Genomic DNA, 24,972 nt, shown 5'->3' on the forward strand with positions numbered 1-24,972 from the left:
TGTGCCTGCTGTCTTCTGCGTGCTCGATGGTGCGTGGGTGGCGCTAGGCGGACGCGCGCTGCTGCGGCGCCGACACGTCCGCGAGGACGCGCCGCAGGACGGCCTCGGGGGTGGCGCCGGCGAACTCGGCCTCCGGGTCCATCACGAAGCGGTGGGTCCAGACGAAGGGCGCCAGTTCCTTCACGTCGTCGGGCAGGACGTAGTGGCGGCCCTGTCCCGCGGCCCACACCTTCGCTGCGCGCACCATCGCGAGGGCACCGCGGACGCTCACGCCGAGGCGGGTCTCCGGCGCGGTGCGCGTCTCCTCCGTGAGGCGCGAGATGTACTCGAGGACCGCGGAATCCACGTGGGTCTCCGCGGCGAGGTTGGCCATCTCCACGACGGCGGAGGTGGTGATGATCGGGGTCAGGGCCAGCGAGCGGTCGCGGGTGGCCGCGCCGCTGAGCAGCTGCACGGTGGAGGCGTGGTCCGGGTAGCCGATCTCGGTCTTGATCAGGAAGCGGTCGAGCTGCGCTTCCGGCAGGCGGTAGGTGCCGGCCTGCTCGATCGGGTTCTGGGTGGCGATGACCATGAAGGGCCGCTCGTTGGTGTAGCTCACGCCGTCCACCGTGACCCGGGATTCCTCCATGACCTCGAGGAGGGCCGACTGCGTCTTGGGGGACGCCCGGTTGATCTCGTCGGCGAGGACGATGTTCGCGAAGATGGGCCCCTTGTGGTACTCGAAGGCCTGCGTCTTCTGGTCGTAGATGGTCACGCCGGTCACGTCCGAGGGCAGGAGGTCGGGCGTGAACTGGATGCGCGAGTGCGTGCCCTGCACGGTGGCGGCGAGGGAACGCGCGAGCATCGTCTTGCCGGTACCGGGCGCATCCTCCAGGAGCACATGCCCCTCGGCGAGCATGGCGGTCAGCACGAGGCGCACCACCTGCGACTTGCCGAGCACCGCCTGGCCCACGTTGCCCACCAGCTTGTCGAAGGTGCCGGCGAACCAGGTTGCCTGCTCTGCTGTCATTGCCATCGTTCGTTCTTCCTGTCGTTGGTCGTGCTGTCGTTGGTCGTGCTGGTGCTGTATCCGGTGGTGCTGGTGCCGTGGCGCCTAGAAGTCCCAGCCGCCGTCGGCCCTGAACTCCCCGACGCCGTCGACGACGACCCTCAGGTATCCCGGCGTCGTCGACTTCGGATCGAACTTGCCGTAGCAGACCCGGCTCTGGAAGGTCCCGGAGACCGGGAAGTCGTCGAAGCCGCTCTCATACGCCGTGGTGCCGCCGAGCGTCTGGTCCGCGTAGCAGCTCACCCGGTGCCGGCCGGCCGGGAAGTTGTTCACGCGGAACATCTCCCAGTAGGTGTCCTCGGAGGTGATCGCGGGATTCTGCGGCCCCTTGCCGATGTCCATGGTGGTCGGAGCGGTCCGGGCCTGCGCCGTGGCCTCCGCCGATCGCTGCCCGGCGGAATCGCGCGTGGTCACCCGGATGCTCCAGGAGGTGTTCGCCGTGTCGCCCTTGTCGATCGATCCCCCGGCGGGCCCGAAGCTGCCGGCCTGGCCGTCCGACGTCGTGTAGTCGAAGCCGGTGATCTCCCGACCGTTCGACGACGGCGCGGTGACGGTGAAGCGGACGGACATCCCGTTCGCCTGGGCCTGTACGCCGGGAGCGTTGGGCGCGCCGTAGGGCACCACGGCGCCGGACTGGGACTCGGGCCCGGGCAGCGCCTGCCCGTCGGCGGTGTTCACCGCCCGCATGGTCACGCGGTACGTGGTGCCGTTGCTGACGCCGTCCCGGATCACGCGGTCCCCCGGGACCGGGCGCCAGCCGCCGCCGAGGTTGTACTCGTAGGCGAGCTGCTCCGGCCGTGCGCCGTTCCGGGCCGCCTCGCCGAAGGCCACCCTGATGGAGCGGTCGCCCTCCGTGGCCGTCAGCGCAGGCACGGCACCCGGTGCGCCGGAGGCCTGCCGCGGCGCGGACGCCGCGCTCGCGGCCGACACCCCGGCCTTGTTCCGGGCTGTCACCGTGAAGCTGTAGGGCGCCTCGGAGTTGGCGACCGTGACGGGCGAGGACGTCTGGGATCCGGAGAGTTCGGTGCTGGTGACGGCGCTGCCGTTCTGCAGGGTGGTCAGGGTGTAGCCCTGGATCTCCGCGCCGTTGCTGTCCGGTGCTGCCCAGGACACGTTCATCACCGAGTTGGCCTCGCCGCCGCGGGACCCGAGGGCCGAGGCCGGGGCAGTCGGCGCCGCGGGGGCGCCGGCGGGGATCTCCGCTGCCGAGTACGCGCTGTACTCGGACGGGTCCGGTGCGCGGTTGTAGGCACGGACACGGACCTGGTACGGCGTGCCGTTGGCGAGCCCGGTCCATTCGAGCGAGGTCCCCTGGACTCCGGCACGCAGCGCTCCGCCTCCCGGTGGCGCCGGGGAGATCTCGAGGTCGTAGCTCTCCACCGGCGAACCCTCGGTGGGCGGAACGGCCCACTGCACCGCGAGGGAACCGTCGCCGAACGTCAGCGTCGGCGCCCCGGGCGTGGAAGGCTTCTCGTCGGGGCGTGCCACGGGCGAGGCGGCGGACGGATCCGACTCCCCCACCTCGTTGGTGGCCGTGACGGTGAAGGTGTACTCGACGTTGTTCGTCAGCGGGGTCAGCGTGCAGGTCGTCGAGGGGCAGGACTGGCTGAAGCCGTTGGTGCCCTGCACGGTGTACCCGGTGATCGGGGTGCCGTTCGCTGCCGGCGGGTCCCACTCGAGGACCACCGTACGGTTGCGGACCTCCACCACGAACGGTGCGGTCGGGGCGTCCGGGCGCCCCCGAACGGTCAGCCGGATCCGGCCGTCCACCTGCCGGTCGGCGGCCCCGGTGCGGTCCCCCACGCGGTAGCGCACCACCATCGTGCCCACGAAGTCCTCCGCCGGGGTGACACTGACTTCCGAGCCGATTACCGATGCGGAGCCCGTACCGGTCTCGACGTCGGCGCTCAGCAGTTGCAGCGGTGTGTCGGGGAAGGGATTGGTGTCGTTGGCGAGCACGGGTACCGTGACGGTCTCGCCCTGCTCGGCATCGCCCAGGACGTCGTCACCCGCCACGGCGAGGGGCAGGCGGGACGAGACGACGACGACGTCGACGATCGCTTCCGCACGCCCGCCGCGGGGGTCCTCGACGGCGACGCGGAGGACGGCGCGGGTGCCGGCCGTCGCGCCGGACGAGCCGACCTCGAGCACCGATCCGTCGAGCCGCGCGGACAGACCCGCCGGCGCGTCGCCGACGATCGAGAACGCCAGGGCGTCGCGGTCCTGCGGGTCCTCGTCCGCGGCGAGTCCGGCGAGGTCCAGCCGCCCCGAGCCCTCCTGCTCCACCTCGAGCCCGCCGGAGGTCAGCGTGGGAGGGGTGTTCCGGTCGGGATCCGGCAGGACCCGGATGCCGACGGTCAGCACGGAGGTGAGGCCCTCGGGATCATCGGCGGACGTCCCGTCCGTGACCTCGAAGGTCACCGACGCGGCACCGGAGTAGTCCGTGGCCGAGGTGAACGCGAGGGTGGAGACGCCGCGCACCAGGGCCCCGCCGTCGGACGCGATGGCGGACACCGTGGAGTCCTCGGTGATGGCGGCGGTCCGGCCCTCGCGCACCACCACGAGGTCCGCGAGCTCGAGGAGGAGTTCGTCGCCGCTCTGCACCTCGAGCGGCTCGGTGTCGCGGAGCGCGGGACGCTGGTCGGCCAGGCCCGGCACCCTGATGAAGGCCACGGAGCTGAGGCCGTCCGGGTCCGTCACCTGGTACGGGACGAGCTGCGCCGTGGGCTGCAGGGTGACGTTGACGAGCCCGCCGTCCACTGCGGCCACTCCCTCGGTGTTCTCGGGGAAGCTGATCGCGAGCTCGTCGAACGCGCCGTCCGGGTCGACGTCGTTGTCGAGGACCGGGACGTCCACGGCCGTCCTGCCGCGGGTGTCGGCGAAGGAGACGCGGTCGTCGAAGGCCACGGGAGCGAGTTGGCGCGCCGTCGGCGAGACCTCGATGCGGACGGTGCCGACCACGTCCCCTCCCCGGCCGTCGGAGACGAGGTAGGGCACGGCGGTGGTCAGCGGCTCCGACGGCGCGTCGAAGAAGAGCTTCCCGTCGATGATCTCGGCCTGCAGCGCCGCCGGCAGGTCGAGTCCCTCGAGCGTCACGGACAGCGGATCGCCGTCCGGGTCGGAGTCGTTCTTCAGCACGTCGACGCTCACGCGCCGGCCGGGCTGGACGGCGATGGCGTCGTCGACGGCCACCGGTGGCTGGTTCGAGGCCGACGGCGGGGCGATCCCGACGAGGATGGTCGCCGTGGACCTCGCGCCGTAGCGGTCCTCGACCGCGTAGCTGAAGGCGTCCTGCCCCGTGACGTCGCTCGCCGCGGTGTACTCGATGAAGGTGGCGCCGACCACGGCGGTGCCCTTCGTCGGGGCCTGTTCGATGCCCACGAGCGAGACGGAGTCGCCGTCGGGGTCGATGCCGTCGAGCGGGATCACGATCCTCGTGGGGTTGCCCGCGATGGCTCGTGCTTCCAGCGCCCTGGGCGTGGGACGCGCGTTGTTCTCCGCCGTCGCCGGCTTGACCCGGAACGTGACCTGCGCGGAGTCGGTCTGGCCGTCCGGGCCGAGTACCGCGTACACGGCGTGGAAGGTGCCCGCCGCGGTCCCGGCCTTGAAGCGGATGGAATCGCCGGACACGGCGATGAGCCCGCTGCCCTCGCTCGGGAGCTCCACGAGCTCGGGGGCGAGCGTCAGCTCGGCGTTGTTGGGGTGGACGTCGTTCTCGAGCACGTTGACGGTGGCGACGTCGCCCGCGCGCACCGTGACGTCGTCGGCCGCGGCCCGCGGCGGCTCGAGCTTCTCGGGTGCGGGAAGGGGCAGCACGGAGACCTGGCCCGTCGCGCTGCTCGTCCCGTTCGAGACGGTGTACGTGAAGGCGGTGGGGTTGCGGAGGCCGCGGGCGTCCGTCACGCGGAGGACATTGTGCTCGAGGACGGCGACGTTCAGCTCGCTGTTGGGCGGGAGCTCGACGGACTGCACCACGAGCACCCCGCCGCCCGGGTCGGTGTCGTTGGCGAGGGCGTCGACGAGGGTCTGCCCGCCGGTCGGCAGAAGTGCCACGTCGCGCACGGCGATGGGGTCGCCGGGCGCCCCGCCCTCGGGGGTGACGTCCACGCGCACCAGCGCTTCCGCCGTCGCCGGGCCGTTGGCGACGACGTACGGCACGTAGACGGTGCCGGGCGTGGTCGAGGAGAAGGTGAACGTGCCGAGCTCGTAGTCGGGCGTGACGGCCGCCGTCTCGGGCGGCGTGACCTGTGTGAGGCGCAATCCCCGCCCGCTCGGGTCGAGATCGTTCTTGAGCGGGGCGACGACGACGTCCTGCCCGGCCACGACCGTGATGTGGTCCGAGTTCGCCACGGGCGGCACGTTGCCGGTGGGCTGCACGTCGAGGAGGACGGTCCCCTCGGCGGTGTCGCGTCCGTCGGAGACCTGCACCGTGATCTCCTTCTGCCCCAGCGTGCCGCCGGCGTCGCGGTACGTCAGCTGCCCGTCGTCGCGCGTGCGCACCTGGTCACCCTCGGTACCGATGGTCGCGGACCGGAGGAAGAGGTCGTCGCCGTCCGGGTCCTCCCAGTCGGAGAGGATGTTCGCGGTGATGGTGGCGCCCTGCTCGACCGTGAGCCGGGTCGCGCGCTTGGGCGACGGCTCCTCGTTGGCGCTGTCGGAACGGACGTCGAGCTGCACGCTGGCGGTGTCCGTGCCGCCGCGGCCGTCGTCGATCCGGTAGTCGAAGGTGTGCCGGCCCGGCACGGCGTCACCTGGCACCACGATCTGGAGGCCGGTGGAGTCGTAGACCGGCTGGACCGTGCCGACCGGCGGGTCATCGCCCTGGAGCGTGACGGTGAGGACGTCGCCGTCGGGGTCGGAGTCGTTGTCGAGGACCGGGAGCAGCGTCGTCCGGCCCGGCCGCACACCGAAGGAGTCGTCCTCGGCCACGGGTGGCCGGTTCTCGCCCGTGCGGTCCGGCAGGGTGTTGAGCGGGTTCTCGTCCGCCGATTCCTGGTCCTCCTCGTCGCTCTCCTCGGGCGGCGGGATGATCTCGTCCCAGTTGTCCACGAGCACCATGTCCTGCTGCACGAGCCACACGTTGCCGCCCGCGAGGTCGTTGAGGATCACGACGTCGCGGTTGGTGCGGAAGACGAGTTCCGAACGCGCCCCGAGGGACGGGATGCCGCCCGTGTCGTCGTCGGCGTCGTTGCGGCACTGCCGCACGTACTCGGCGGAGCCGGTCCAGGCCGCGTGGATGCAGCCGTCGAGCTGCACGGGGGCGATGGCGCTGCCGGAGGTCGTGGTGGCGGTGACCGTCGGCTCGCCGCCGTCCAGGGGCACTTCGAGCAGGGCCGACGACGTCGCGACGGCCACCCGGTCGGAGTCCATGCTGCTCGCTTGCAGGACGGCGTCGGTGGCCTCGGGCAGCGCCCGCACGTCGCCGTCGGCCGTGACCAGGTCGCCGCTGCCGGTCAGGACCACGGCGTGCCGGCCCAGGACGGCGACCTGCAGCTCGCCGGTGATCTCGGGGGCCGTGGTGGTCTCGGGCTCCGCGTAGGCGCCGTCCTCCAGCACGAAGGTCGTCAGGGTGTGGGCCTGCGGGTCGGCGACCGCGACGGTGTCGTCGGGGCCGATGGCCGCGACGGTTCCCGGAGCGCCCTCGACGAGCGGCGTGGCGTCCTCGGTGGTGAGGCTCGCCAGGGCCGTGGTGTCCCCGACCCATACCGTGCCGTCGGCGGACTGGACGGTGACGGCGTACCGGTCGCCGAGCAGGACGTCGTCGTACTCGGGGAGCGCCTGTTCCTCGCCGGTCGTCACACTCGCGGTGTCCACCCGGTTCAGGGCGCCGACGTCGCGGTTCTCGGTGAAGACCGTGGCCGCGTTCTGGTGGACGTCGAACGAGTTGCTGTTCGCCACGAAGCCGCCGTCGAGGGTGCGGGACGGGTAGTTGAGGTGGCCCACCTTGCCCTGGGCGTTGTTGGTGACCCAGACGCCGCCGTCGTTGAGGTCGACGTCGGCGGTGCGGACACCGGGATAGACGACGGCGCCCGTGACCGCGAGCGCGCCCACCACCGACAAGGACAGCGCGCTGATGGACCTGCGCCTGCGCGCGGTGAGACCGGACAACTTCACGCTATTTCCCCCGGGAGACCTGTGGCACTCCTGAGACCGGTGCCTGGATCAGTGTAGCGGCGGAGGGGACCGATCCTCGATGGGCAGGACTCCCCATGGGGTGCTGCCCATCGAGGGGTCAGCACGGCGGCATGCCGGCGGGTGGACCGTTCCGGTAGTCCGTGTGGAGTCCCTTGAGGAAGAGGCCGTCATTGTTGGCGTCCCGGTTCGGACCGGACAGCTGGCGGTACCACGGCCCGCTGCTGCGGGTGATGAAGCAGTTCGACTCCAGCGAGCTCCCGCTGTACATCCAGTGCTCGCCGGCGCAGTCCCTGGTCGCCTCGTTGAAGTTCGTCGAGGTCCGAGGATCCATGCAGCTGCGGGTGTCCAGTTCGGGGCCGCCGGCCGCGATGGTCCACTGGGTCGGCTTGGGCGGCGGCGCATCCCCGCTGCGTGCTGCCGCCGAGGCGATGGGCCCTTCCTGGTTGCGCGAGTTCAGCGAGCGCACGTCGATCGTGTGCCGCTCGTTGTAGCCGTCCGTCGTGATCGTCCGGCTGCCGGAGTTGCCGACGTCCTCCCAGCGTCCGCCGTCGATCCTGATCTGGATCTGCCGCACGTCGTGGGCCGAGGTGTTCGGCGCGCCCCAGCCCAGGTCGAGGCGCTTCTGCTCCTTGCCGCCGTCGCGGCCCGACGCCGTCGCGGCTCCCGGTGATCCGTACGGCTTCACCGCGGCCGATGCCGCCCCGGGTTCGCTGGTGTAGCTCGCGCCGTCGCTGGTGACGATGGCGCGGATCCTCGCCGAGACGTCGGAGCCGTTGGTGAAGCCTCCCACGGTCTGGTTCTGGCCGATGGCCTGCCAGCCGCCGCCGTTGAAGCTCGCCTGGTACGCCACCTCGTTCTCGCGGGCGCCGTTGCGCTGCGCGGCCGAGAGCGGGGCGTAGGTGAGGGTGACCGAGCGTCCTGCCCCTCCGGTGTCGGCCTCGACGAGTTGCGGGGCCGTGGGCGGCGCGGGGTTGCCGACGGCGCGCCGCGGCGCCGACGGCGCCCCGTACGCGGACCAGCCGGCCTTGTTGTAGGAGCGCACCGCGTAGGAGTAGTCCGCCTCCGCGTTGTCGACCGTGATGGTCTGCTGCGACGCGGGCACCTCGGGAAGGGTCCGCACGAGCGTGCCCCCGCGGTACTCCTGCACCTGGTACTTCGTGACGGGGGCTCCGTTGGGACCGGCGTCGTTCCAGTCGACCCCGAGCTGGCTCTGCGCCCCGACCGACTGGGCGCGCGTCGTCGTCGGCGCCTGCGGTACGCCGGGCAGCCCGGCGGGCGTCTCGGCCGCCGAGTAGTCGCTCCAGTCCGAGGGATCCGGTGCGGCGTTGCGGGCCTGGACGCGCACCTTGTAGGCGGTGCCGTTCTCCAGCCCCTCCCACACCAGCGGGCTGCCGGCGGCGGCCCGCTGGGTGGCCCCGCTCGGCGGAGCGGGCGAGATCTGCAGATCGTAGCCCTCGATCGGCGAGCCCTCGTTGCCCGGCGGCGTGAAGTTCACCGTCAGCGAGCCGTCACCGAAGACGAGCGTCGGAGGTGCGGGCTGGTCGGGCTTGGTGTCCGGACGGGCCGGGGCACTCGCCGGTGAGGCGTCCGAGGTGCCGTTGGCGTTGGTCGCCGTGACCTGGAAGACGTACTCGACGTTGTTCGTCAGGCCCGTGATGGTGCAGGTCGTCGTCGGGCACTCCTGGCTGAAGCCGTTGGTGCTCGTGACCGTGTAGCCCGTGATGGGCGAGCCGTTGCTGGCGGGAGGATCCCAGGACATCACCACCGTCCGGCTGCGCGTCGATTCGACGGTCGGGGTGCCCGGGATGCCCGGCTTGCCCTCGACCGTGAGCTGGATCCGCCCGGTGACGAAGCGGTTGCTCTCCCCTGTCTTGTCCCCCACGGTGTACTGGACCGTCATGCTGCCCACGAACGTGTCGGAGGGCGTGACGACGACGGCGTCACCCTGCTGGGAGGCGCTGCCGTTGCCGTCCGCGGTGACGTCCATGATGGTCAGCGGCGTGTCCTCGAAGGGGTTCGCATCGTTGTCCAGTACGGGCACGGTGACGGGCTCGCCCTGGATGGCCTTCGGGACGACATCGGTGTTGGCGACGGCCAGTGGCCTGCTGGAGGCGAGCACGGTGAGCGCCACGGTGCTCACGGCCTCCTCCTCGCCGTCCGAGACCGAGATGCCCAGTTGCCCGACCGTCCCGATGCGCGCGGAGTCGTCCGCGCCCACCTCGAGGACCGAGCCGTCGAGCCGCGCCTGGAATCCGGCGGGCACGTCTCCCTCGAGCGCGAAGACGAGGGAATCGGCGTCCTCGGGGTTCGGGTCCGAGGCGAGCTCCCGGAGGTCCAGCGACACCGCGGCTTCCGCCGTCGCGGGCTCGAGGGACGCGGAGGCGAGGGTGGGCGGCAGGTTCGTCTCGGGGGCGGGGATCACGTTGACGAGGACGGTGAGGGTGCTGGTGAGACCGTCGGCGTCGTCGGGACCCGCGCCGTCGGTCACCTCGAACGTGATGGAGCCGAGGCCGGCGTAGCCGATGTCCGCTCCGTACACGAGGGTGGAGGGGTCCCGGATGAGCTCGCCGGCGTTGTCCACGCCGATGGCCGCGACCCTCTCCGCCACGGTGATGCGCGGCGTGCGGCCCTCGCGCACCTCGACGAGCTCCCGCAGGTCGAGCGCGAGGTCCTCGCCGGCCGTGACGTCGATCGGGGCGTCGGACGCGAGGGTGGGGTACTGCTCGCTGAGGCTCGGCACCCAGATGACCGCCCGCGCCACACCGCCGTCGATGTCCTCGACCTGGTACGGGATGAGCTGGTCCTCCTGCGTCAGGTCCACCGTCACCACGTTGTCGTCGCTGACCGAGACGTTCGTGAACTCGGGGTCCACCGTCACCGCCAGGTCCTCGCGGACGCCGTCGGGATCCTCGTCGTTGTCGAGCACCGGGACGTCGACGGCGGTCTCGCCGCGTGTCTCCGCGGGTTCCACCCGGTCGTCACGGGCGATCGGCAGGAGCAGTTCGGCGTTCTGGTCCACCGTCACCGTGATGTTGCCGTCGGCGGCGCCGCCGCGGCCGTCGACCACCCGGTAGCGCACGTTGAATGTGCCCTGCTGTTCGGGCGCGGTGAACAGCACCCTGGCGTCCTTCGCCTCGGGCGCCATCTCGGCCGGCGTCGCGGACAGCCCGTCCGGGTCGAGCCGGACGGGGTCGCCGTCCGGGTCGGAGTCGTTGCGCAGCGCTTCGACGGCGATCGCACGGCCGGGGCGGAGGATCGCGCCGTCGTTCACGGCGATGGGCTTCTGGTTCGCCTCCGCGGCGGGGGCGATGCCCACCTGCACGGTGCCCGTGTTCTCCAGCCCGAAGCGGTCGCGCACCTTGTAGGTGAAGGAGTCGGTCCCGGCGCCCGTCGCGGAGGCCGTGAAGTCGATGTAGTTGGTGCCCGGGATGGCGGCGCCCTGCTTCGGCGCGCTGTCGATGCCGGTCAGGAAGACCGAATCGCCGTCGGCGTCGATGCCGTCCAGGGGTACGGGGATGCGGACGGTGGATCCGGCGATGACGCGGCCCTCGAGGTTCCTCGGTACGGGTTGCGTGTTCTTGGCGTCGTCGCGCGCCTTGATGGTGATGCGCACCTCCGCGGAGTCGACCTGCCCTGTGGTGTCCCGGACGGTGTAGATCGCGTAGACCGTCTTGGCGGTCGGTCCCGCGACGAAACGCAGGACGTTCTCCGAGGCGAACATGCGCCCGTCGGCCGGGTCCACGCCCTGCGCGAGGACGGGATCCAGCGTGAGGGCGTCCCCGTTGGGGTGCGTGTCGTTGTCGAGCACGGGGATGTTGACGACGTCGCCCGCCCGCACCGTCGCCGTGTCCGGGGTGGCCTGCGGCGGCAGGAGCGTCTCGGGGCCGGCGACGGAGAGCACGCTCACCTCACCGGTGGCCGACGCGATACCGTTGGAGACCGTGTACCGGAGGGTGGTCTGCTGGTTGAGCCCGCGCACGTCGTGGATGCGCAGGATGTTGTGGTCCAGCAGGGCGACGTCGACGGGGGAACCCTCCGACGTGGTCACGGACTGCACCACCAGGACGCCGCCCGTGGGGTCCGTGTCGTTGGCGAGGACGTCCACGAGGACGTCACCGTTGCGCGGGAGCAGGGCGACGTCGCGGACGGCGACCGGTGCACCCCGGCTGCCGCTCGTGGTCGCGTCGACGCGGATGAGCCCGCTCGCGGTCTGCGGGCCGTTGGTGACGAGATATTCGAGGTAGACCGTCCCCGCCGCGGTGGGCGTGAACGCGATGGTCCCGGTGTCGTAGTCCGGTGTGATCGGGGCATCGCCGGCCGTGGCCTCCGCCTTCGCGAGGCTGAGCTGCCCGCCGGCCGGGTCGAGGTCGTTCTTCAGCGGGGACAGCTGCACCTCCTGCCCCACGATCGCCGTGAAGTGGTCGAAGTTGGCGACGGGCGGGAGGATGCCGTTGGCGCGGACGTCGAACACGATGGTGCCCTCGACCTGCTCGAGGCCGTCGGACACGACGATCCGCACCTCCTTCACCCCGAGACCCTTGCCGACGTCGCGGAAGGTGAGCAGGCCGTCGGAGCGCGTGCGCACCTGGTCGCCGTCCGGGGTCGGGTCGGCGCTGACCAGGAACAGGTCGTCGCCGTCCGGGTCCTCCCAGGTGGTGAGGATGTTCTGGCTGACGCTGCGGCCCTGCTCCACGAGGATGGTCGTCGGGCGTTGTGCGCGTGGCGCCTCGTTGGTGTCCGGGCCGCGGACGTCGACGGTCACGGACGCACCGGCTTCTCCCCCGCGCCCGTCCTCGATGGCGTAGCGGAAGGTGCTGCGGCCCACCGGAGCGTCCTCCGGCACCACGATCTGCATGCCGGCGCCGTCGTAGATGCTCTGCACGGTGCCCGACGCCGGCTGGTCACCCGCGAGCGTCGCCGTCAGGAGGTCCCCGTCCGGGTCAGTGTCGTTGTCGAGCACGTTGAGGATGGTGGTGCGGCCCGCCCTCGCCCCGAAGCTGTCGTCGGTGGCCACGGGCGGCCGGTTCTCACCGGAGCGGTCGGGCAGCGTGTTGACGGGGTTCTCGCTCGCCGATTCCTCGTCCTCCTCGTCCGACTCGTCCTTCGGCGGCACGATGTCCCCCCAGTTGTCCACGAGTTCGAGGTTCTGCTGCACGAGCCATACGTCGCCCGCGGCGATGTCGTTCAGCACCACGATGTCGCGGTTCACGCGGAACACGAGCTCGGACTGCGCCCCGAGGTTCGGGATGTCCTCACGCTTGTCGTCCGCGTCGTCGCGGCAGTCGCGGAGGTACGTCGCGGCGCCGGTCCAGGCTGCATGCAGGCAGGTGCCCTGCACCACGGGCGCGGCCGGCAGGCCGTTGCCGATCTCCGTGAACGACGCATCGCCGCCGTCGAGGGGCTGCTGGATGAGGGAGGTCTCCGTGGCGATCGACACGGACCCGGCTGCCGGCCCGCTCTGCTGCAGCTGCGCGCGTTCGGTGTCCTCGAAGGAGGTCGTCGTGCCGTCGGGGAGGATCACCAGGCCGGAGGCGGGATCGAGGACGACGGCGTCCTCACCGACCGCTGCCACCTGCAGGTCCCCGGTGTTGGCGAGCTCCGGTGCCTCCCTGACGTCCGGCTCGTCCCAGGTGCCGTCCTTCCGGACGTCGTAGGTGGTGATGACGGCGGCGTCGGGGTCGGCCACGATGACGCGGCCCGTCGCGGAGACGGCGGCGACGGATCCGGGACCGGTCGAGACGGGGTCCTCCTCCTGATCGCTGAACGCGGCGAGTTCGGCCGTCGTCGTGATCCAGACCGATCCCGAGGAGCGGTCCGTGACGGTGGCCGTCGTGCCGCCCAGGCTGACGACGGCGGCGCCGGGGAGCTGCACCTCGGTGCCGCGGACCACGTTCGCGATGTCGACGGGGCTGATCTTCGACTGGTCGGAGTTGATGTTGAAGACGGTGGACGCGTGCTGCTGGATGTCGAAGGCGTCGCTGTTGGCCGCATAGCCGCCGTCGAGCAGGCGCGACTGGTAGTTCAGGTGGCCCACCATGCCGAGGTTGCCGTTGGTGACCCACACACCGCCGTCGTTCAGGTCCACGTCGGCGGTCGCGAAGCCCGGATAGAGCAGCGCACCGGCCACCACGGCGCCGGTCACCGTCGTGACGACGGCCGCGGACATGGCACGGCGGTGCTTCGGCTGCATGCGGTTGAGACCCACGAACTTCACCCTTATTGCCCCATTTTTTTCCCGGTACTGCGCTCCACCCGTGAACCGGCGAGCCGCTCGAGAGGGAGGGCTGAGCGTTCCAGGGGGCCGCTAGCAGTCTCGCACGACCGCCCGGATGTGCCAACGCGTCGGCAGGGGGAGTACTCCCCTCCTGTCCGGCGGTCCGGCGTCAGTCGAGGATGATGCCCGTGCCGGTGCCCCGGGCCAGGGTCACGGGCCGTACCTCGCCGAACCCGCGCACCTGCCGGGGCTCGTGGGGCGTCAGGACGAACTTCTCGTTGTGCTCGAGGGTCGCGGCCGTGCCGGAGTCGACGAGGACCTCCCCCGGCTCGGCGAGCGCCGTCAGCCGGGCTGCGAGATTGACGGTCGGGCCGTAGATGTCGCCGAGCCGGGACAGCACCCGCCCCCAGACGAGGGAGCAGCGCGCGGAGGGCAGGAACTCGTCCTCCGTGAAGGCCTTGGCGAGGGCCAGCGAGATCTCCGCGCCGGCCTCGGGCGATTCGGCGATGTAGAGGACCTCGTCGCCGATGGTCTTCACGAGGCGCCCGCCGCCCACGGAGATGATCTCGGCGCACTTGTTCTCGAACCGCTGCACGAGCTGCGCCAGGGTCCGCTCGTTCATCTGCCGTGACAGGCTCGTGTAGGAGACGAGGTCCGCGAAGCCCACCGCGCGGGCGAGCGGCAGCGGCGCGTCCTGCTCGTCGCCGTCGCGCCCCGCCTCGCTGGAGCGCAGTCCCGATTCCGCGCGCAGTGCCAGCCGCTGGACGGCGGCGTTCATCTGCCGTCGCCACGCGTACACGAGGGTCTTCTCGAGCGGCTCGATCAGGTCCGGGAGCTCGGAGACGAGGGTCTTGCGGGCATCGGCGTCCGAGAGTCCGCGCTGGGCCACCATCTCCTCGACGATCGCCTCGATCTGCCAGACCACCATGCGGTCCGTCATCTGCCCCACGGCGCGGGTGATCGAGATGGCCGCGTCCTCGGTCAGCTGCTCCTGCCGCACCATGTCGATGATGGTGGTGAGCGCGCCGAGGTCCTTCTCGGTGAAGGCGATGTCGTCGTCGCCGATGTTGGGGAAGCCCATGGCACGCCAGAGCTTGCGGGCGGACAGGAGGGAGACGCCGGCTCCCGCGGCGATATCGCGGCGCTTGAGGGTGCGTTCGGCGCCGAGGAGTTCGCGTTCGAGGCGGCGGATCGTCTCGCGGTCGAGCTCGATGGGGACCGCGTCCTTCGGGTCGTCCGACAGCTGATCGGCGTCGGAGCCGACGGTCGCCATGTCGGGCTGGAGCTGCCACACGGCCTTCGACGCCGTCGAGGCAGCGGCCTCGGGGGCGTCGTCGGACTGCCCCGTGGCCCTCGGGCCCCCGGCAGCGGTCCCGGAATCCGCCGCCTGGCCGGACTCGTGGCGGTCCTCGCCTGTCACGATCGCTCGCCCCTCCATTCCTGCTGTGCCCGCGACGCGCCACCACGGGCGTATTCGGGATCGATCTCCATGTCTACACCATCGAACATGCGGGTCAGCGGGAGTTCACTGATCGCCTGCACCATGTACTCCTTGAACGTCCCGAGCTGCGGAACGTCCCGGTAGGCGTGCGAGCGGTCGAAGCCGAGGTCCGCGACGAGGGTGCCGCTGCCGACCATCCGCTGGAGCAGTCCCTGGTCCGTCTGCAGCTGCGAGATCGCGGACAGGCTGATCTGGTGCTCCGTGCGCCGGGTGGCGCCGCGCCGGTGGATGAGCCGCATGCTCGTGAGGACGTAGCGGTTGCTCGACCAGCGGACGAGGGGGCGCACCACGACGCGCAGCAGCAGCAGGAGGACGGCGGCGAGTACCAGCAGCAGGACCAGCGGCTGCCAGTCGGCGAGGCCGGTCAGGTCCCGCCGCGAGAGATACCCCAGGGCGAACCCTCCGACGGCGAGGACGAGGAAGCCTGCGAGCACCGGCCCCACCAGCGGCAGCGGATTGGGCCGGGTCCGCACGAGCACCCGCTCCCCGGGCAGCAGTCTGACGCGCACGGCTACGCCTGGGGGCGCAGGTGCACGACGTCGCCCGCCGAGATGGTGTGGCGTTCGCCGTCGTCGTCACGGATCACCAGCGCGCCGCGCGGGTCCAGGGCCAGCGCCCGGCCCGTCAGCACTCCGCCGCCGGGGAGTTCCGCGCGGACGTCCTGGCCCAGGGTCGCCATGCGGGCGCCGACGCGCGCCCGGAGGGACGGCCCGCCGTCCCAGGCTGCCTCGGCGTCGCCGTCGACGTCGCAGAAGGCGCGGTAGGAGTCGGCGAACGATCGCAGGAAGGACTTGAGCAGGATGTTGCGGTCGGTGGTCCCGGCGTATTCGAGCAGCAGGCTCGTGGCGGTGGGGACCGGGAGCTCCTCGTCGGTGAGGCTGACGTTGAGGCCGATCCCGACCACGACAGCGGGCGGCTCGGCACCGGCGCCGGGCACGAACTGCGCGAGGACGCCGGCGAGCTTCCGGCCGTCCACCGTGACGTCGTTGGGCCACTTGAGCTGCGGCGCGATCTCGGTGCGGTCCTCGACGCTCTCCGCGAGCGCGAGGGCCGCGAGGAGGGAGAACCAGGAGTAGGCCGTGGTGGGGACGGGGCGCCCGTGCCGGTTGAAGGGCCGCAGGAGCACGCTGACGAAGAGCGAGGACCGTTCCGGGGCGATCCAGCTGCGGTCCAGCCGGCCGCGGCCGGCGGTCTGGACCTCGGCGCCCAGAACGCTGAGATCGGGCCAGCCGGCCGGCTCCCGCTCTGCGTGTTCCACGAGGTCCGTGTTCGTGGAACCGGTGCTGGGCACGATGTCGAGGCGCGAGAACGGACCCGACGGCATGCACAGGGCTGTCCTCAGTGCGCCGAGGTTCAGGCCCGGGCGCTCGAGATTGGAGTAGCGGGAGGACATGGCATCGATCCTATCCGGCCCGGCGCCTCCCGTTCCGGAGCCGGGCGCCGGAGGAGGACATTCCGAGGAGGACGGTCAGAGGAAGATGTCCGGTACGAGCTGGTCCTCCGGAGCGCCGAGGCTGTAGCCCGTGAGGTCGGTGATCCCCTCCTCCCGCAGCACCTGCTCGTCCGTGTAGAAATTGCCGGTGCACGTCCGTGCTGCGCGCACGAGGACGGCGTGCGCGGCGTCCGCCACGATCTCCGCGCTGCGGGCCGCCTGCACCATGCGCTGCCCGCCGGGCATGGTGCGGATGGCGGCGGTGTCGATGAGGGTCGCGGGCCAGAGCGAGTTGACCGCGACGCCGTCCTCCCTGAGCTCCTCGGCGAGGCCGAGGGTCGTCAGGCTCATGCCGTACTTGGCCATGGTGTAGGCGAGGTGCATGCCGGCCCACTTCGGGGCGAGGTTGAGCGGTGGCGAGAGCGTCAGGATGTGGGGGTTGGCGGACCTCCGAAGCGCATCGAGGGCGAACTTGCTCAGCATGAAGGTGCCCCGGACGTTGATGTCGGCCATGAGGTCATAACGCTTCATGTCGACCTCGGGCGTCTTCGAGAGGTCGATCGCGGAGGCGTTGTTCACGACGGCGTCGATCCCGCCGAAGGCATCGATGGTCGCGTCCACGGCGGCCCGGACGTCCGCGTCGTTGCGAACATCGCCCACGATCGGGAGGGCCCGCCCGCCGGCGGCCTCGATCTGCTCCGCCGCGGAGTACACGGTGCCCTCGAGTTTCGGGTGCGGCTCGCCGGTCTTGGCCAGAATGGCCACGTTGGCGCCGTCACGGGCCGCACGCAGGGCGATGGCCAGGCCGATCCCGCGGCTTCCGCCCGACATGATGATGGTCCGTCCGGCGAGGGTGGGACCGGTTCCCGGCGCCGGGGACTCCTGAGCTCCATTGCGTGCAGTCATGGCTCCACCATAAGCGGCCGGGACGGGCGGACAGTCCCCGACGCACCGATGTTACTCATGGGTAACATCGGTGGCACCACTAAGCGATCGCAGCGGAAACTGTAGACCTCCTACAACGGCCGGCCCCGGAATCCTCACTAGACTGGTCGAAAAGCGCCGCTCGTTGTCGGAATCCTCCAGTCATGGCTGGGGATTCCCCTGCGCCTGCCCCAGCCACCCGCCGACCGGAGTACCAATGCACCAGGACCTGCAGCCCGACCTCACCACGACGGCCGGGAAGCTCGAGGACTTCCGGAGGCGCAAGGCGCTCTCGGAGCAGCCCTCCGGTCCCGAGGCGATCGAGCGGCAGCATGCCCGTGGCAAGAACACGGCCCGCGAGCGCATCGACCTGCTCGTGGACGAGGGTTCCTTCGTCGAGTTCGACGCCCTCGCGGTCCACCGCTCCACCGCGTTCGGCATGGAGAGGAAGAGGCCGCTGGGCGACGGCGTGGTGTCCGGTTACGCGACCGTCGACGGCCGGCTGATCGCGATCTACAGCCAGGACTTCACCGTCTACGGCGGTTCGCTCAGCCAGGTCAACGGCGAGAAGATCGTGAAGGTGCAGGACTTCGCCCTGCGCAACGGCTGCCCCGTGATCGGGATCAACGACGGCGGGGGCGCCCGGATCCAGGAGGGCGTCGCGTCGCTGGCGATGTTCGCGGACATCTTCCGCAACAACGTCCACGCCTCGGGGGTGGTCCCGCAGATCTCCCTCATCATGGGACCGTGCGCCGGCGGGGCGGCCTACTCCCCCGCGCTGACCGACTTCGTGGTGATGGTGGACAAGACCTCGCACATGTTCATCACCGGGCCGGACGTCATCCGGACGGTGACCGGCGAGGACGTGGACATGGAGACCCTCGGCGGGGCGCGGCAGCACAATACGACGACGGGAACGTCCGCCTACCTCGCGAGCGACGAGGCGGACGCCATCGGCTTCGTGCGGGAGCTCCTCGACTTCCTGCCCTCGAACAACCTCGCGGAGGCTCCCCTGACGGCATTCGTGGAGGAGCCCGAGGTGACGGCGGAGGACCTCGCACTCGACGAACTGATCCCGGACGCCGCGAACCAGCCGTACGACATGCACGCCGTCATCGACGCGATCGTGGACGACGGCCACTTCCTCGAGATGCAGGCGCTCTACGCGCCGAACATCGTCACCGGCTACGCGCGGGTCGAGGGCCACACCGTCGGTATCGTCGCCAACCAGCCCCTGCAGTTCGCGGGCACCCTCGACATCAACGCCTCGGAGAAGGCCGCCCGCTTCGTGCGTCACTGCGACGCCTTCAACATCCCCATCCTGACCCTCGTGGACGTCCCCGGCTTCCTGCCCGGCAAGGACCAGGAGTTCCAGGGCATCATCCGGCGCGGCGCCAAGCTGCTCTATGCCTACGCCGAGGCCACGGTGCCGACGCTGACGGTCATCACGCGCAAGGCGTACGGCGGCGCGTACATCGTCATGGGCTCGAAGAAGCTCGGGGCCGACCTCAACCTCGCCTGGCCCACGGCGCAGATCGGCGTCATGGGTGCGCAGGGCGCCGTCAACATCCTCTACCGGGGCCAGCTCAAGGCCGTCGCCGCCGCCGGAGGTGACGTCGAGGCCACGCGGGCCGACGTCGTCCAGCAGTACGAGGAAGAACTCCTGAACCCGTACCAGGCGGCCGAGCTCGGCTATGTGGACGCCGTGATCGCGCCGTCGGAGACGCGCCTGCAGATCGTCCGCGGGCTGCGCGCGCTCCGCGACAAGCGGGCGTCGAACCCCGCGAAGAAGCACGGGAACATCCCGCTGTGACCGCGCAGGACAGCACGCCCGGCGACATCCCGGAGGAGGGCCCGGCCCTCCTCTCCGTGGTCGCCGGTCGGCCGAGCGAGGAGGAGCTCGCGGCACTCACCGCCGTCGTCGTCGCCCTGCAGGGGGCAGGCGAGGCCGACGACGCGCCGCTCCACGGGCGGTCCTGGGTGCGGCGGGCCATGCTGCGGCTCGGCCCGACGCCGGGGCCAGGCTCGTGGCGGCGCAGCGTCCGCTGACACCTGAGGGAACCCGCTAGCGCGGATCGGCGACCGTTCCCATGAACAGCGGCAGCCCCGTGTCCTCGTGGATGATCTGGTAGCCGAACGGCCGGTCGAAGGAGATGCTCACCTCGGGCGGCATCGGAGCACTCGTCATCATCACGACCTGCGTCACCGCGGCGGCGATCGTCCCCTTCTCGGCGACCGTGATGCCGGCCACCTGGGCGGCGCCGCCGACGAAGGTGCCCGGCTGTATGGCGCGGAAGTCGGCGTCGGGCCCGAAGGCCTCGCGCAGTCCGACGGCAGCCAACGGGCCCAGGAGGTCCTGCCCGAACTCGTGGTCCCACGTGGGCAGCGCCACGTCCACCCGGACGTCCTCGGCTGCATCGAGCAGCTCGGCCGTCTCCAGCAGCTCCTGCGCGGTCCACTGCGGCGGTGATCCCGCCGCGGGCAGGAGGAGCCGCAGGGAGAAGCCTTCACCATAGGGCAGATCGATTCCCCTCCAGCCGTCCGCCTCGATGTACCGCACCGTCCGGGTTCCGTGCATCATCGGGACGTCGACGCCACGGCCATCGGCGAGCAGGAACTCCTGGTCGAAGGTGCCGGAAGGATCGAAGGGCTCGTCCCAGGCCGCCGCGAAGTAGACGGTGTTGAGCAGGGACAGGGTGGTGCCCGCACCGACCTCGAGCGGGGCCTTCCCGATCCGTCCGCCCGTCTCCCTCGACACCCAGTCGTCGATGCGCGCCGTCGTCGCCGGGTCCGCGAAGTCGACGGGATAGACGCCCGCCCCGTAGTTGCGCGCGAGGGTGGCGAGGAAACGTTCGCCGGTCGCTCCGTCCTCGGGGACGAGGACTGCATTCGCGAGGTGCACCAGCGGCCTCTCGGGCGGATTCTCCTCGTCGACGCCTCCGGGATCGCCGTCGAAGCCCTCCACGCGTGCGAGGAGCGCGTTCATCGCCTCGTGGTGCTCGGCCGGCAGCCCGAGCGCGGCGTCCATCTCCGCGGCCGTCGTCGTCCCGGCTCCGGCCCGCAGCATGGACAGGGCGTAGAGCGCGCTGATCGGGCTGGTGACCTGGTTCGCGTCGGGATCGGCGTTCATCGCAGCTCCGAGGCGGAAGGAGGACCGCAGCAGGGCGTCTTCCGCCTCGGGGAAGGCGCCCTCCTCGATGACGACCCGGTCCAGGGGCGCCGGCTGCTGCTCGGGGGTCGATGCGGCGCGGGCGGTCTGCAGCACCAGGGCCGCCGTCGTGGTGGTCGCCGTCCTGCTGATCCGTCCGGCGGACCGTTCCTGCTCGCGCTGATGTTCCATCCGCTCCCCCTCGTGTGTTTCCCCCACGGTAGGTGCGCATACCGTGGGGGCCATGGGCGCCAGGGACACGATCCGGTCACGGCAGCCTGACGACGGCGCCCGACGCCTGCAGCGTGGGTGGTGCTCGGAGGTCTTCCACCGGGCCTCGTCGAAAGGCCGGTGACGCGCATGGACCGCCCCGGAATGTCGGTGGCGAAAGCACGCCTCGATGCCGCCATGGCCGACGCCGCCGCCGAATTGCGGGACCTCTTCCAGGAACGGCAGGCCTGCCGGCCGGTACTGCTGCCGGCGTCGAGCACTCGATGGCCTCCGGCAACCGTCTGAGGATAGGCTCGGGGCGTGACCCACGACACTCCAGCTTCCGCCCCGTCCCCCAGCGAGCAGCCCGCACGGCGGTCCACCGCCATCGACGCCGTCGCCACCTCGTACTACGAGACCCTGCTCGAACTGATGCCCAACTTCGCCACCGAGCTGGGCCTGCCCGGTCACGAGACCGAGTACCAGGACTACTCCCCGGCCGGCCTCGAAGCCCTCGCCGAGGCCGCGCGCAACACCCTGCGCCTCCTCGACGACCTCCAGCCCTCCGACGACGTCGACGCCGTCACCCTCGACGCGATGCGCGAGCGGCTCGGACTCGACCTCGAGATCCACGACGCCGGGTTCGACTACTCCAACCTGAACAACATCGCCTGCCCCGCTCAGAGCATCCGCGCGATCTTCGACCTCATGCCCACCGCCACGGCGGAGGACTGGAGCCACATCGCGGGGCGTATGGCCAACGTGCCCGGCGCCATCGACGGGTACATCTCGTCGCTCCGGGCCGGCCGTGAGCGCGGCCTCGTCGCCGCCCGGCGGCAGGTATCCATCGTGATCGAGCAGTCCACGAAGTACGCCGAGGACGGCGGGTTCTTCGACGCGCTCGGCGGCACCGCCACGTCCGACGAGGGCGACCTGCCCGGATCGCTGCAGGAGCAGCTACGGTCCGGTGCCGAGGCCGCCCGTACGGCCTACCGCGCCCTGGCCGCCTTCCTGCAGGAGGACCTCCTCCCCACCGCACCCGAGAAGGATGCCGTGGGCCGGGAACAGTACGCCCTGATGTCACGCGTGTTCCTGGGCTCCGCCGTCGACCTCGAGGAGACGTACCAGTGGGGCGTCGAGGAGCTCGACCGCGTCATCGCCGAGCAGGAGGCCGTGGCGAACGAGATCCGCGAGGGCGCTTCGATCGAGGAGGCCATGCGGATCCTCGACGAGGATCCTGCGCGCCAGCTGCAGGGCACCGACGCACTGCAGGCGTGGATGCAGGACCTCTCGGACCGGGCCGTCGACGCCCTGGCCGGCGTGCACTTCGACGTCCCGGACGTGATGCGCCGCCTCGAGTGCAGGATCGCCCCGACCAACGAGGGCGGCATCTACTACACGGGCCCCAGCGACGACTTCTCCCGCCCGGGCCGCATGTGGTGGTCCGTGCCGGAGGGCGAGGACTCCTTCACCACCTGGAAGGAGACCACCACCGTCTACCACGAGGGCATTCCGGGCCACCACCTGCAGATCGCCACCGCGACCTACCAGCGCGGTCTCCTGAACCCCTGGCGCCGCAACGCCATCTGGGTGTCCGGGCAGGGCGAGGGCTGGGCGCTCTACTCCGAGCGGCTCATGCAGGAACTGGGCTTCCTCTCCGATCCGGGCGACCGCCTCGGGATGCTCGACGCGCAGCGCATGCGGGCGGCCCGCGTGGTCTTCGACATCGGGGTGCACCTCGAACTGGAGGTCCCCGAGCGCTGGGGCGAGGGCACCTGGACGCCGGACAAGGGCTACGACTTCCTGAAGAGCAACATCGCCATCAGCGAGGGCCAGCTCAACTTCGAGTACACGCGCTACCTCGGCTGGCCGGGCCAGGCGCCGTCGTACAAGATCGGCCAGCGCCTGTGGGAGCAGGTTCGCGACGAGGTCCGGGCCGCGGAGGGCGATTCCTTCGACCTGCGCGCCTTCCACACCCGCGCCCTCAACCTCGGTTCCGTGGGCCTCGACACGCTGCGACGGGCCCTGGTGCCCTGATGCAGCTGCTCCTCCTCACGTAGACGTTCGTCACAGGCGGGCGGGGAATATCCCCCGCCCGCCCTGGCATCGCCGGATCCGCGCGGCACGAGCTGGAAACCGCCCACGACGGCGGCGGGCGGCTGCGTAACATTTCGCAACTCCCGCTTCGCTTGGGTATAAAGCGCCCCTAGTGTTTCGCTCGTGTCTACTGAACTCAGCTCCCCGCCCTCCCGGCGCAGGCTGCCCCGCTGGGCAACCTCCTTCGGTCCGCAGATCATCGCAGCCCTCGTCGTCGGGCTCGCGCTCGGCCTCCTCGCCAAGTACACGGGCCATACCAAGGAGACCCCGAACGGCCTCGGGACCACGCTCGCCACCCTCGGCTCGAGCTACGTCGCCCTGCTGCGCGCCGCCGTCGTGCCCCTGATCTTCACCGCGGTCGTCAGCTCGATCGCCAACCTCCGTGCCGTCACCAATGCCGCGCGGCTCGCCGGCCAGACGCTGCTGTGGTTCGCTATCACCGCACTGATCTCCGTGGTGATCGGCATCGGTCTCGGCGTCGTGTTCCAGCCCGGCGCGGGCACCGATGCGACGCAGCCGGCGGAGTACACCGGGAGCACCGGCAGCTGGTGGGCCTTCCTGACCGGTCTCGTCCCCGCCAACTTCCTGGGCCTCCAGGCATCGTCCGCCGTCGCCGAGGACGGCGCGGTCACCACGGCCCTGAACTTCAACGTGCTGCAGGTGCTCGTCGTCGCCGTGGCCGTCGGCATCGCCGCCCTCAAGGTCGGCAGGCAGGCCGAGCCGTTCCTCACCTTCAACGCCTCGGCCCTCGCCGTCATCCAGAAGGTCCTGTGGTGGATCATCCGGATCGCCCCGCTCGGCACGGTCGGCCTCATCGGCAACGCCGTCGCCGTCTACGGCTGGGACACCATCGGTTCGCTCGGCAAGTTCACCCTGGCCATCTATGTGGGCCTCGCACTCGTGCTCTTCGCCGTGTATCCCGTGCTGATCAAGGCGCACGGACTGTCCGTCCGGCAGTACTTCTCGGGCGCCTGGCCGGCCATCCAGCTGGCGTTCGTCTCGCGCTCGTCGGTGGGCACCCTGCCGCTCACGCAGCGCGTCACCGAACGGAACCTCGGCGTTCCCCGCGGATACGCCTCCTTCGCGGTGCCGCTCGGCGCCACGACGAAGATGGACGGTTGCGCGGCCATCTACCCGGCGATCGCGGCGATCTTCGTGGCCCAGTTCTTCGGCATCGACCTGACGCTGACGCAGTACCTGCTGATCGCCCTGGTCTCCGTGCTGGGCTCCGCGGCGACCGCCGGAACCACCGGCGCCGTCGTCATGCTGACGCTCACGCTCTCCACGCTGGGCCTGCCCCTGGCCGGTGTCGGGCTGCTCCTGGCCGTGGACCCGATCCTGGACATGGGCCGCACCGCGGTGAACGTGGCCGGCCAGGCACTCGTGCCCACGATCGTCGCCCGGCGCGAAGGCCTGCTGGACCTCGGTCTCTACAACGCCCAGCGGACCGGCGATCCGTTCGTCGACGACGGCGACCTCGACGGCGCGCTGGACACCAGCGCCGCGAACGACGGCATCTCGGCCTCCGTCACCCGCTGAGCACCTGACGCACTGTTCCACGGCCCGCCCCGGCACCTCCGGGGCGGGCCGTCCTGCATGTCCGGCTAACGATTCGGCGCCGTTCAGCAGAACGGCAGCGCTTTTCCTTGTGCGCGGGAGCAGTATCGAAGCACCTATCCAGCACGACAAGGTGGTGCGCCATGAAGACATCGCGCATGACGGGGAGACTCTCCGCCACATTCGCCGCCCTCGCCCTCACCGCAGGCCTCGGCCTGGCAGGGGGACCACCGGCATCGGCCGCATACTGCGGCATCATGTGGGGCTCGACCGTGAAGGCCGCGCCCACCTACTCCTCCGCGTCCATCACCGACGTCCGCTCGAGGCGGCACGAGTGCTTCGATCGCCTCGTCGTCGACGCCCGTGGTCCTGTTGCCGGGTACCGCGTGGCCTACGTGGACGAGGTCGCGAGCCCGGGATCGGGCGCCACCGTTCCCCTGCGCGGCGGCGCGCGCCTCTCCGTGACGGTCCTCGCTCCCGCCTACGACGACGCCGGCCGGGCGACCTACTGCCCCGCCAACCGCAGCGAACTCGTGGATGTCACGGGCTACTCGACGTTCCGCCAGGTCGCCCTGGCCGGGAGCTACGAGGGGCAGACGAGCTTCGGGCTCGGCGTTCGGGCGCGGCTTCCGGTCCGCGTCTTCGTGGTGCCCGGTCCCGGTGCCGGCTCGAGGGTGGTGATCGACGTCGCGCACCTTCAGTGAGA

General features: G+C 71.0%; 14 protein-coding genes. 6 read left to right on the forward strand and 8 right to left on the reverse strand.

The genetic code is table 11. The annotated features are described in order from the left end of the window. Window positions 1-43 precede the first annotated feature (43 nt). The 7 genes from AC1MFI_RS00150 to AC1MFI_RS00180 form a co-directional block, all read right to left on the reverse strand. A complete protein-coding gene (locus tag AC1MFI_RS00150) occupies window positions 44-1,015 on the reverse strand; it encodes an AAA family ATPase (protein ID WP_479818639.1) in 972 nt (323 codons plus the stop codon). A 78-nt stretch (window positions 1,016-1,093) separates the two neighbouring features. Continuing rightward, window positions 1,094-7,162: an Ig-like domain-containing protein gene (locus tag AC1MFI_RS00155; protein WP_479818641.1), complete on the reverse strand. Its 6,069-nt coding sequence runs from the start codon at window positions 7,160-7,162 to the stop codon at window positions 1,094-1,096. A gap of 118 nt (window positions 7,163-7,280) precedes the next feature. After that, window positions 7,281-13,388 (reverse strand): Ig-like domain-containing protein, encoded by a 6,108-nt coding sequence (locus tag AC1MFI_RS00160; protein WP_479818643.1) that lies wholly within the window; start codon window positions 13,386-13,388, stop codon window positions 7,281-7,283. Window positions 13,389-13,566: 178 nt separating this feature from the next. Next, window positions 13,567-14,817: an adenylate/guanylate cyclase domain-containing protein gene (locus tag AC1MFI_RS00165; RefSeq protein WP_479818644.1), complete on the reverse strand. Its 1,251-nt coding sequence runs from the start codon at window positions 14,815-14,817 to the stop codon at window positions 13,567-13,569. Beyond that, window positions 14,814-15,407 carry a PH domain-containing protein gene (locus tag AC1MFI_RS00170; RefSeq protein WP_479818645.1) on the reverse strand — a complete coding sequence of 198 codons (594 nt, stop codon included), beginning with the start codon at window positions 15,405-15,407 and terminating at the stop codon, window positions 14,814-14,816. The genes AC1MFI_RS00165 and AC1MFI_RS00170 overlap by 4 nt, the downstream gene beginning before the upstream one ends. Window positions 15,408-15,409: 2 nt before the next feature. Continuing rightward, window positions 15,410-16,291 carry a biotin--[acetyl-CoA-carboxylase] ligase gene (locus AC1MFI_RS00175; RefSeq protein ID WP_479818646.1) on the reverse strand — a complete coding sequence of 294 codons (882 nt, stop codon included), beginning with the start codon at window positions 16,289-16,291 and terminating at the stop codon, window positions 15,410-15,412. 75 nt (window positions 16,292-16,366) lie between these two features. Further along, window positions 16,367-17,236, reverse strand: a complete 870-nt coding sequence (locus AC1MFI_RS00180) for an SDR family oxidoreductase (RefSeq protein WP_479818647.1) — start codon at window positions 17,234-17,236, stop codon at window positions 16,367-16,369. A gap of 247 nt (window positions 17,237-17,483) precedes the next feature. On the opposite strand from AC1MFI_RS00180, the gene AC1MFI_RS00185 reads away from it, so the two are divergent. Together AC1MFI_RS00185 and AC1MFI_RS00190 are read left to right on the forward strand one after the other, a co-directional pair. Then, window positions 17,484-19,067 carry an acyl-CoA carboxylase subunit beta gene (locus AC1MFI_RS00185; protein WP_479820944.1) on the forward strand — a complete coding sequence of 528 codons (1,584 nt, stop codon included), beginning with the start codon at window positions 17,484-17,486 and terminating at the stop codon, window positions 19,065-19,067. After that, window positions 19,064-19,303 carry an acyl-CoA carboxylase subunit epsilon gene (locus tag AC1MFI_RS00190; RefSeq protein ID WP_479818649.1) on the forward strand — a complete coding sequence of 80 codons (240 nt, stop codon included), beginning with the start codon at window positions 19,064-19,066 and terminating at the stop codon, window positions 19,301-19,303. Before AC1MFI_RS00185 ends, AC1MFI_RS00190 begins: the two co-directional genes overlap by 4 nt. A gap of 16 nt (window positions 19,304-19,319) precedes the next feature. Here the strand turns inward: AC1MFI_RS00190 and AC1MFI_RS00195 are convergent, their stop codons facing one another. Further along, window positions 19,320-20,594 carry a serpin family protein gene (locus tag AC1MFI_RS00195; RefSeq protein WP_479818651.1) on the reverse strand — a complete coding sequence of 425 codons (1,275 nt, stop codon included), beginning with the start codon at window positions 20,592-20,594 and terminating at the stop codon, window positions 19,320-19,322. Window positions 20,595-20,762: 168 nt separating this feature from the next. On the opposite strand from AC1MFI_RS00195, the gene AC1MFI_RS00200 reads away from it, so the two are divergent. The 4 genes from AC1MFI_RS00200 (at window position 20,763) to AC1MFI_RS00215 (ending at window position 24,970) form a co-directional block, all read left to right on the forward strand. After that, window positions 20,763-20,918 carry a hypothetical protein gene (locus tag AC1MFI_RS00200; RefSeq protein ID WP_479818653.1) on the forward strand — a complete coding sequence of 52 codons (156 nt, stop codon included), beginning with the start codon at window positions 20,763-20,765 and terminating at the stop codon, window positions 20,916-20,918. 15 nt (window positions 20,919-20,933) lie between these two features. Next, on the forward strand, window positions 20,934-22,649 hold the full coding sequence (locus tag AC1MFI_RS00205; protein WP_479818654.1) for a DUF885 domain-containing protein: 1,716 nt from the start codon (window positions 20,934-20,936) through the stop codon (window positions 22,647-22,649). A 183-nt stretch (window positions 22,650-22,832) separates the two neighbouring features. Next, window positions 22,833-24,248, forward strand: a complete 1,416-nt coding sequence (locus AC1MFI_RS00210; RefSeq protein WP_479818656.1) for a dicarboxylate/amino acid:cation symporter — start codon at window positions 22,833-22,835, stop codon at window positions 24,246-24,248. Window positions 24,249-24,424: 176 nt separating this feature from the next. Further along, complete coding sequence (locus tag AC1MFI_RS00215) at window positions 24,425-24,970, forward strand: AMIN-like domain-containing (lipo)protein (protein ID WP_479820945.1); 546 nt, start codon at window positions 24,425-24,427, stop codon at window positions 24,968-24,970. Window positions 24,971-24,972: the final 2 nt, after the last annotated feature.

The sequence above is a fragment of the Arthrobacter sp. BC5 genome, assembly GCF_056680255.1.

Coding starts and splice junctions, on each gene's coding strand:
- AC1MFI_RS00150 (WP_479818639.1), bottom strand. CDS start 1,015: ATGGCAATGACAGCAGAGCAGGCAACCTGGTTCGCCGGCACCTTCGAC.
- AC1MFI_RS00200 (WP_479818653.1), top strand. CDS start 20,763: ATGGACCGCCCCGGAATGTCGGTGGCGAAAGCACGCCTCGATGCCGCC.
- AC1MFI_RS00175 (WP_479818646.1), bottom strand. CDS start 16,291: ATGTCCTCCCGCTACTCCAATCTCGAGCGCCCGGGCCTGAACCTCGGC.
- AC1MFI_RS00195 (WP_479818651.1), bottom strand. CDS start 20,594: ATGGAACATCAGCGCGAGCAGGAACGGTCCGCCGGACGGATCAGCAGG.
- AC1MFI_RS00180 (WP_479818647.1), bottom strand. CDS start 17,236: ATGACTGCACGCAATGGAGCTCAGGAGTCCCCGGCGCCGGGAACCGGT.
- AC1MFI_RS00215 (WP_479820945.1), top strand. CDS start 24,425: ATGACGGGGAGACTCTCCGCCACATTCGCCGCCCTCGCCCTCACCGCA.